Genomic DNA, 7,716 nt, shown 5'->3' on the forward strand with positions numbered 1-7,716 from the left:
TCGGGCACGGGCGGGGGCGTGTAAAGAGCACGGCGCGTGAGTCAATCTTCCGCCACTCGATCCCCGATCCGTTCTCCCCTCCCGTGCGCCAATCCCGCACGTCCCGACCACCACAGTGTGGCTTCCTCCATCCGCTTACATTTCCGTTACTCACCGTAACAAAGATTTGCAGGGTGCATGCCGCAAACACCGCACGAACACAACAACCACGCACGACGACCCGGGTTTGCACAGCGGATATCGACATGGCACGGACACCGAGAATTACCATACGCGCGAAGATTCTGTTGATTCCATTCGTCGGGATCATCGGCTTCTCACTCTATCTCGCCTACTACTACACCGTCGTCAGCGAGAACACCCGTCTGCTGCATCTGACGCATCAGGTCAACTTCCCCACTCTGGACGTATCGAAGGAGAGCCTGTTCGGCCTGGAGCGGATCAAGGAGATGCTCAATGCGGCGGTAGGTACCGGCGAAGCGGATCTGCTCGCCTCTACTGACACGCTGAAGAACACCATGGATGAACGGCTGGCAGGGATTCCATCGCTGAATGAGGCGCTGGCGACCGACGTGCGCATCGCCCGGGAGCATCTAACGGCCTATTACGATGCAGCTCGCAAGCTCTCCCTGGGTATGATCGAAGGCACTATTCCGCCAGACGCACTCGGCGCCGCCGTCGCCGGGATGACGCAACACCACGACGAACTCAAGCAGACCCTGTCCGACCTGCACGCCTCCGCCCTGTCGCGCTTCACCGATACATTGTCCGTGGCCAACGAGGCGGCCGGAACCGCACTGCGCGTGGGTCTGGCCTTCGGCTTGGTCACGATGATCATCCTTGCGCTCACTGCCGTGAGTGTCTCATCCATGGTCGTCCGCAACATAAAGCTGGTCTCCGGTTCGCTGCGTGAAATTGCCAGCGGCCGCGCCGACCTGACACGTCGCCTCACGGCGCGTGGCAATGACGAGATCGCCGAACTCGTGCACTGGTTCAATGCCTTCGTGGAGAAGCTCGAATCCATGGTGAGCGGCATAGCCGCGTCAATCAGCCAGGTCGCCGTGGCAGCGGAACAGCTCTCGACCGTCGCCAACGGAACCACCGACGGCATCGACCTGCAGCGCAGGGAGACCGAACTGGTCGCACAATCCATGAGCGAAATGCTGGACACCATCCGCCACGTCGCCCGCAGCACGGCGGAGACCGACGATTCGACCGGACACGCGGACGACGACGCACAACGCGGTGCGGACATCGTCCGGCGCATCATCGACGCCAACACCACCGTCGCCGACGAGGTCGAACGCGCGGCAGAGGTCATCGCCAGACTGGAGGAGGACACGCGCAGCGCCGCCGTGGTCCTCGATGTCATCAGGACGGTCGCCGAGCAGACCAATCTGCTCGCCCTGAACGCCGCCATCGAAGCCGCACGCGCCGGCGACAACGGCCGTGGCTTCTCGGTGGTCGCAGACGAGGTGCGGGCCCTGGCGCTGCGCACCCAGGAGTCCACGCAGAAGATACACGCGACCATAGGGCAGTTGCAGAGCAACGCCCGGCAGGTCGTGGAGGTCATGGAGATCGCCCGCAACGAATCGCGGGTCAGTGTCGGTAATGCCGACGAAGGCGGCCGGGCACTGCAGTCTATCCGCGACCGGGTCGCGACGATCAAGGGCATGACGGCCCAGATCGCCGCCGCGACGGAAGAACAGAGCAACGTCGCCGAAGAGATCCAGAAGAACGTCACCACCATCCAGCGCATCGCCGGAGATTCCACGGCGGGCGCGATACAGACCGCCACCGCCAGTGACGAGCTCGCCCGTCTATCCACGCAGCTCCAGACCATCGTCGGCGATTTCAGCACCAGCAGGCGCTCATGAGCGCGAAGACCAACGACCACGGATCGGCATGCTGTGCCACCCATTCCAGAACGAAAACACATCGGCCGCGTGCTGCCCGCGTGTGGCCGTTCGACTGACGCAAGACCGTACCCCGAAGGAGAGAGCATGAACAAGAAGTCAACCGTTGTCTGGGTCGCAACGCCGGCCCTGATCCTCGCCACCGCCGTGGCATCCGCCGAGCCGCGGATCGCTATCAACGGCTTCCTCACCGCAGCCGGCTCGGTCAGCGATTCGGAGGTCGCCTACCTGAACGGCATCACCGATCAGGCCAGCTTCGAGAACGACTCGAGGTTGGGTATCCAGTTGAGCGGTACGGTGGCCCCCGGTCTCGACGTGACCGCGCAGTTGCTGGCGTCGGCGGACGATGACACCTACGACATCCGTGCCGACTGGGCCTTCCTCAGCTATGCCCTCGGCGACGACCTGAAGCTGCGCGGCGGGCGCATCAAGTTCCCGCTGTTCCTGGTGTCGGATTATGTGGAGGTCGGCTACGCCTACCCCTGGATCCGTCCGCCGCAGGAGGTCTACGATGGACTGCCGCTCAACTCCATCTCCGGCATCGATGCGCTGCTGACCCACAACATGGGCAGCGTCGACCTGCTGGTCCAGCCCTACTTCGGCAGCAACTCCGAAGATACCGAACCGAGCGGCCTGCAGATGTCCAGCGACATGCGCGACGTCATGGGGATCAATCTGGTGGCGTCGACCGACGCATTGACCGTGCGTGCCGGCTATATGGAAAGCAAGATCACCAGCCGTCTCACCGGACCCGCGATGCTGCCGCCGGGGGTCGACATCACCCTCAACGACGACCAGGCCCGCTTCTTCGGCGTCGGCGCCATGCTCGACTGGAACAACATCGTCGTCTACTCGGAATACACTGACACCAGTATCGCGAAGTCCTTCCCGGATTCGACCGCATGGTACGTCACGCTGGGCTACCGGGCCGGGCGATTCCTGCCCCACGTCACGGTCGCCGACCGCGACACCGACGAACGCACGCCGCTCGCCCGCAAGCAGCGCTCCACCACCCTGGGCCTGCGCTATGACCTGAACACCAGCACGGCGCTCAAGGCCGAATGGCAGCGCGCCGAGGCGCGGGACGGCACCGCCGGGCTGTTCGAGGCCCCGCCCGGGGAGGATGTCAACATCCTGAGCTTTGCCGTCGACGTGGTATTTTGAGGAGACAACACATCATGGGACATCTGACTTCAAAACGTGCACCGTGCCTGCTCGCGGCCCTGCTCTGCCTCAGCACCGCGTCGTCCATGGCCGACCCCGTGCCGATCGTGCATCCGTCCAACGCGGCCGCCACCATCAGCGTAGACGACCTGCGTCGGATCTATCTCGGCAAGAGCGGCACGCTCGCCGACGGAACGGCCGTGGTGCCCGTGGACCAGACGACGGGCACAGCATCCCGCCAGGCGTTCTATACCGGCTTCATCGACAAATCGGAAAGCCAGGTCACCGCCTACTGGTCGCGCCTGATATTCACGGGTAAGGGCCAGCCGCCGCAGGCCGTTGGTGACGACGCCGCCGTCAGGAAATGGGTCGCCGGGCATCCCGACGCCATCGGCTACATCGACGACAGTGCCGCCGATGCGACCGTCAAGGTACTGCAAGTGCGGTGACGGCCCGCTCGGACAACGCCCGGGGTGAATCGAAAACCGATTTGTCGGGCGAGACGTGAGAAGGGGGCCTGGCGGCCCCCTTTCTCCATCGATCCATGTCCTCCCACAGCATGCGCTTGTCGCCACCTCCCCGGTGCGAAACAATAGCCGCATGAAAAAAACACCGGCCGAGGCGCGCGTCGCGCTACGCACCCCCCTGTTCCGCGGCACGAGACACCTGCGCATCGCCCTGGTCGGCCTGCCCAACAGCGGCAAGACCACCCTGTTCAAGGCCGTCTCCAGCACCGCCATCCACACCGGCGAACTGGCCGGTACCCACCGCGCCTACGGCGAGTGCCGGGTGCAGATCGGGCTGGACGAGGCCAACCTGGTCGACCTGCCGAGCATCCAGACACTGCACCACCTCGAACCCGACGACCGGGTGACACTGAAATACCTGCTGTGGGGCGATGAGCGCCCGCTGGTCGCCCGCCACGAGCCGGACGGACCACCGGCGCCGTTCGCGCCGCCGGATGTGATCGTGCAGGTGATCGACGCCACCGCCCTGGACCGCCATCTGGAGCTGACTCTGGAACTGAGCCAGATCGGCCGGCCGATGGTGATCGCGTTGAACATGATGGATCAGGCCTGGGAGAAGGGTCTGCACATCAACGTCAAGACCCTCAGCCGCCTGCTGGGCGTACCGGTGGTGGCGACGGTCGCACACATGGGTCACGGCATCGCCGCGTTGTTCGCCGCTGCCGCGGACGCCGTGCGTGAGGCCGCGTGCCCGCTCCCGCAGCCGGCCAGCCCGCACATCTGTACGAGCCTGCAGCCGCTCGGCCGGGTGCTGAACCGGCCCGAGATCCGCACCGCCTTCCGCGCACCGTACGCCTTCCTGCTCACCCAGATCGCGGCCGGCGACGACTATTTTCTCGACGAGATCCGGGAACACTTCCCAGAACACTACACCGAGCTGAACGCACTACGTGCCGCCGCCGAGCGGCACCTGCCGCGCCCGCTCGACGAGGAACTGCATGCCGACCGGCATCACCGCGCCGCGATGTTGTTCGAGGCGGTCACACGCGTCGGCGCGCCGCATGCAGGACGCGGCTGGCGCTACTGGCTGGACGAGCTGTTCCTGCACCCGCAGTGGGGCTTGGTCGGCAGCCTGGCGGTGTTCGTCGCCGTGCTGTTCGTGGTCTTCGAGGTGAGCACCTGGCTGGACGACATGACGGCCGTACGCCTGATCGACGCCCTGGCGGACTGGCAGCCGCAGTCGACCGGCGGCGTGGTCGCCCGCGCCGTCAGCGATGGCCTGATCGGCCTGATCGGCATCGTCGTACCCTATATGATTCCGCTGGTGCTGTTGCTGGTGGCGCTGGAACAGGTGGGCATCATGCAGCGCATCGCCTTCGTGGTGGACCGTGGCTTTCATCGCATCGGCCTGCATGGCGGCGTCGCCGTACCCTTCCTGCTCGGGCTTGGCTGCAACGTGCCGGCGATCTCCGCTGCGGCCCGGGTAAGCCGCGGGCGCGAGCGCGTCATCGCCTCGGTGCTCATCACCTTCGTACCCTGTTCGGCACGTTCGGCTATCATCCTGGCCCTGGCCGGCAAATACCTCGGCGGCATCGGCGTGTTCGCGATCTTCGCCCTGACCATGGTCGTCATCGCCGTGATGGGCCGGTTGCTCGCCCGGCGCGAACGCGATCTCGGCCCCGGCCAGGTGCAGGAGATCCCCCCCTACGCCCTGCCACAAGGCCGCGCCCTGCTCACCGAGACCTGGAACCGCACGCGCGACATCCTCACCATCGTCACGCCGCTGCTGGTCGGTGGCAGCGTCATCCTGGCGCTGCTCGGCCACGTCGGTGCCGACGCTGCCATCAACACCGCGCTCACGCCCGTGACCGCCTGGGCGCTGGGGTTGCCGGTGGTGCTGGGCGTACCCATTCTGTTCGGCATCCTGCGCAAAGAGTTGTCGCTGCTGATGATCTACCAGGCGCTCGGCACCTTCGAGATCGGCACGCAGCTCGACTGGGTGCAGATCACCACCTTCCTGCTGTTCCTCACCTTCTACATCCCCTGCGTATCGACCTTCGCCGTGATGCTGAAGACCATCGGCCGGCGCGACGCCCTCTTCTCCGTGGCGCTGTCGGTGGGCGTGGCACTGGTGGTGAGCGTGGTGATCCGCGGCGTGCTGGAGACGCTGCGGTACGTGGCGGCGTGAGTGCTCGCGGTTGACCGCCAACCCGCAAAAAGTCAACGACAGACCAGCGATCCGCGTCCATAACCCATCCAAGCGGCGGTCCACGGCGGCAACTGCTATCATCCAGAAAAAGCCACGTCAGCCACGGAAGCACACGGAAGACACCGAAATGAAACAGCGCCGCAACGCGCCGGCTCAGAACCTGGCGGATGAGGCGGGCTGTGGTGTGAAGCGGTTGACCTTGTCCGTGTCGTTTCGGGTGCTTCCGTGGCAACTACGGCTTTTGGGATCATCTGCAGATACGCGCCCGGCTGACACCACCGCTGTGTGACCTGCCGATCCCGGCATACTGGAGACCCTGATCGTGAGTGGATTCTGGATAGTCGGCATCATCCTCAATGTAAGCCTGACCGGCCTGGCGATCTGGTGGGTGCGCAGAGCGATGAAGCCCAGGGACGACGCGGTGCGGGCCGACGACGACCGCGACGACACCGCCTGATCGGTGGCGACAGGGTTCTGGATCCGCGGCGGTGGGGTCAGCGCAGCAGGTGGAACACCTGCGCAGACGGAGGAGCCGAACCGATGACCGACGAAGCCCGCAAACCACCCCGGTGGCGCGCCCAGGCCCTCTTCAATCCGGCATCGGTGTTCACCAGCCCGGAGGAGGTCGTGGAGCATCCCGAGCTGACGCTGACGGAGAAGATCAGGGTGCTGCGTTCCTGGGAATATGATGCCGCGGAGATCGCGGTCGCCGAGGAGGAAGGCATGCAGGGTCCGGACAACGACCTGCTGCGGCGCATCCTGCTGGCCCTCGCCGGCCTGACTCCCGGCCAGGATGTCGAGTATGTAGCCCCCACCAAACAGCACGGACTGTTGTGATCGTCGGCCGCAGCGGCGTGCACCAGCGGCCAGCGTAGCGCTAACGCAACGGCCCCTCCAGCCGCCACACCCGCACACTGGCATCGTCGCTGGTGGTGGCGAGATAGCGTTGATCGGGCGACACGGCCACCGCCGCGCCGCACAGATCGTGACGCCGGAAACGCCGCAGTACCGTACCGTTCAGGGGGTCGAGGAGATACACGGAACTGTCCGTCTTGCGACTGATGCTGGCGACATAGCGCCCGTCAGGGCTGTAGTCGAGGGATGCGATGAGACCGTGGTGTTCGGTCGGCAGGGTGACCAGCGACGCAGCGGCCAGATCCCAGCGAAACAACCGGAACCAGCCGCTGCCGATCAGCCAGCGTCCGTCGGGCGAGAACTGCAGCGCGCGGCTGGCGGTGGGCGGACCTGGCAGGGTCTCGGGCCGCGCGTCCTGTCCACGCCACAGGAACACGCGCGCATCATTGCCGCTCGAGGCGATGTAATGTCGCTCCGGCAGATAGGCGACGGCGGTAACGGCGCTCGCGTGCACCCGGTACCGATGGCGCAGCCGCAGGCCGTCGAGCTCCCACACCTGGACACTGCCGTCGGCGTGCCCGGTGACCGCGACACCATCCAGCTCACCCGCCGCCAGGGCCATGACCGGGCTGCCCGTCTGCACATGGCGCAGGCGTTGCCCGTGGGTATCCCATTCGGCGAGTGCGCCATCGTAGCCGGCACTGAGGATGTGCCGGCCGCCGTCGAGAAAGACAATGCCGTTGACGGTGCCGGCATGCGCCCGCCAGCGGCGCACCGCAGCGTCGTCGGCCAGCCCGCGCAGACCGATCGTACCGCGCCAATCACCGAAGGCGAGCTGCGTCGAATCCTGGTCGAAGGCAACAATGCTGCCGCCGACCTGCGCATTGGTGATCACGAGGTCGGGCGGCTGCAGCGGCCCGCGGGCCGCGCAGGCGGTGAGCGACAGCAGCAGCCACGCCACGATACCGCCAGGATGGAGAAGTCTGGGCACGCCACGTCCCATGAAGCGCCGGAAATTCCGCCGGACACTATATGACTAGAGATACAAGGTGCAAGTCACAAGCAAAAGCATGTCCGCCCAGAGGTAATGATTTTTGCCCCTTGC

6 protein-coding genes are annotated in these 7,716 nt (G+C 65.6%); 5 read left to right on the forward strand and 1 reads right to left on the reverse strand.

Going from position 1 to position 7,716, the window contains the following annotated elements:
* Positions 1-245: 245 nt before the first annotated feature.
* The 5 genes from K8I04_07035 to K8I04_07055 all read left to right on the forward strand — a co-directional run bounded on the left by K8I04_07035 (position 246) and on the right by K8I04_07055 (position 6,593).
* Positions 246-1,877: a methyl-accepting chemotaxis protein gene (locus K8I04_07035; protein ID MBZ0071464.1), complete on the forward strand. Its 1,632-nt coding sequence runs from the start codon at positions 246-248 to the stop codon at positions 1,875-1,877.
* Between the two features lie 126 nt (positions 1,878-2,003).
* Positions 2,004-3,080 (forward strand): porin, encoded by a 1,077-nt coding sequence (locus K8I04_07040; GenBank protein MBZ0071465.1) that lies wholly within the window; start codon positions 2,004-2,006, stop codon positions 3,078-3,080.
* A 14-nt stretch (positions 3,081-3,094) separates the two neighbouring features.
* A complete protein-coding gene (locus tag K8I04_07045; GenBank protein MBZ0071466.1) occupies positions 3,095-3,529 on the forward strand; it encodes a phosphate ABC transporter substrate-binding protein in 435 nt (144 codons plus the stop codon).
* A 151-nt stretch (positions 3,530-3,680) separates the two neighbouring features.
* Positions 3,681-5,735, forward strand: a complete 2,055-nt coding sequence (locus tag K8I04_07050; protein ID MBZ0071467.1) for a ferrous iron transporter B — start codon at positions 3,681-3,683, stop codon at positions 5,733-5,735.
* Positions 5,736-6,296: 561 nt separating this feature from the next.
* Entirely contained in the window at positions 6,297-6,593 is a 297-nt protein-coding gene (locus tag K8I04_07055) for a hypothetical protein (protein ID MBZ0071468.1), read from the forward strand.
* A gap of 40 nt (positions 6,594-6,633) precedes the next feature.
* On the opposite strand, the gene K8I04_07060 is transcribed toward K8I04_07055, so the two are convergent.
* A complete protein-coding gene (locus tag K8I04_07060; protein MBZ0071469.1) occupies positions 6,634-7,602 on the reverse strand; it encodes a WD40 repeat domain-containing protein in 969 nt (322 codons plus the stop codon).
* Between the last annotated feature and the right edge of the window lie 114 nt (positions 7,603-7,716).

It is taken from the genome of Gammaproteobacteria bacterium (genome assembly GCA_019911805.1).
Classification (GTDB): domain Bacteria; phylum Pseudomonadota; class Gammaproteobacteria; order Thiohalobacterales; family Thiohalobacteraceae; genus JAHJQQ01.

Bases quoted from the DNA above. Each gene is read 5' to 3' on its own strand.
- K8I04_07055 (MBZ0071468.1), top strand. From the start codon at position 6,297: ATGACCGACGAAGCCCGCAAACCACCCCGGTGGCGCGCCCAGGCCCTC.
- K8I04_07045 (MBZ0071466.1), top strand. From the start codon at position 3,095: ATGGGACATCTGACTTCAAAACGTGCACCGTGCCTGCTCGCGGCCCTG.
- K8I04_07050 (MBZ0071467.1), top strand. From the start codon at position 3,681: ATGAAAAAAACACCGGCCGAGGCGCGCGTCGCGCTACGCACCCCCCTG.
- K8I04_07035 (MBZ0071464.1), top strand. From the start codon at position 246: ATGGCACGGACACCGAGAATTACCATACGCGCGAAGATTCTGTTGATT.
- K8I04_07040 (MBZ0071465.1), top strand. From the start codon at position 2,004: ATGAACAAGAAGTCAACCGTTGTCTGGGTCGCAACGCCGGCCCTGATC.